The organism is Viridibacillus arenosi (assembly GCF_001955655.1).
Lineage (GTDB): Bacteria > Bacillota > Bacilli > Bacillales_A > Planococcaceae > Viridibacillus > Viridibacillus arenosi.
The window spans coordinates 1-1,256 of record NZ_MSPW01000038.1; the positions used below are offsets into that span (position 1 = coordinate 1).

General features: G+C 33.8%; 3 tRNA genes and 1 rRNA gene. All 4 read left to right on the forward strand.

Annotated features, from left to right (window positions below):
- Window positions 1–72, forward strand: a 5S ribosomal RNA gene (gene rrf / locus BK137_RS23055); the annotation flags it as partial.
- A gap of 804 nt (window positions 73–876) precedes the next feature.
- Window positions 877–951 (forward strand) — tRNA-Asn (locus BK137_RS21620).
- Between the two features lie 13 nt (window positions 952–964).
- Window positions 965–1,037, forward strand: a tRNA-Thr gene (locus BK137_RS21625).
- 144 nt (window positions 1,038–1,181) lie between these two features.
- Window positions 1,182–1,256, forward strand: a tRNA-Glu gene (locus BK137_RS21630).

Here is a 1,256-nt window from a genome sequence, read left to right on the forward strand (position 1 = left end):
CACGGAAGTTAAGCTCTTTAGCGCCGATGGTAGTTGGGGGTTTCCCCCTGTGAGAGTAGGACGTTGCTAGGCACATCAAAGCACAGCTGATTAAATCAGTTGTGCTTTTTTATTTAGAAAATAGTTATAATAGGTAGGGTTGTGGAATTCTTGATTTCTCCATACTGCGTATGGAACTTTTTATCATCAGATAATTCGTTTTCAACTTATTTTCATATACAATCGATGTGCAGAGTTATTAGATAAGTATTGAATCACTGAAGATCAGCTACAATTTACAAATCCGCCATTAGCTACTCTTGAGTTGTGTAAAACGGATATAGACAGGCATCCAATTATTGCATTTTATAATTGTGAAATGCTGAGTTTCTTTGTTTTACATAATAATTTGGATGTGTAGTCATACTCAGATAATTCCAATACAATTTTATTAGGCTCATGCTTAACAAATTATTTGTATTATAGAAAAGGTTATGCAACAAATATACTATCTCAGTTACCGATGTATATAAAAGGAAAATATCCGCTTATTAATGGAATAGTTCTAGCAGCTAATGATGGTAATATAGTTGCGCAGTATACAGAAAAGTAAATTGAAAATAGTCCACCAATTGTTATGAAAATATCATTTTAATAGCCTTTAGGAGCATAATCGATATATGTTAGTAATCTAACGTTAGATTACGCTTAAAACGCCTTAAAACGCTTAAATAGGGTTTTTATGATAGTTAGAATTGCTGTAAAAAATATAGGTATATTTAAATGCATAATAATTAAAACTTTTTTCCTTAAATAGCTTGAAATGTTTTAATATGCTGTTATAATAATATTTGTGTTCGATAAAAGTAACATCTAAAGAAGCGATAATATTATTGTTCCGAAGTAGCTCAGTGGTAGAGCAATCGGCTGTTAACCGATCGGTCGTAGGTTCGAGTCCTACCTTCGGAGCCATTTTTTTGTCTATGCTTCCATAGCTCAGCAGGTAGAGTGCTTCCATGGTAAGGAAGAGGTCACCGGTTCGAGCCCGGTTGGAAGCTTTCAATTATTTATCCAGAAGTAGAAAAATATCGAATTTTGTTTAGTAAGATGAATTTTTTAATATTTTTTAAATAAAGTATTGCATTTTTATTTAAATAGTGTTAATATAATTCTTGTCCTGTTTTAAGCAGTACAGCATTAATGGCCCCTTGGTCAAGCGGTTAAGACACCGCCCTTTCACGGCGGTAACACGGGTTCGAATCCCGTAGGGGTCACCA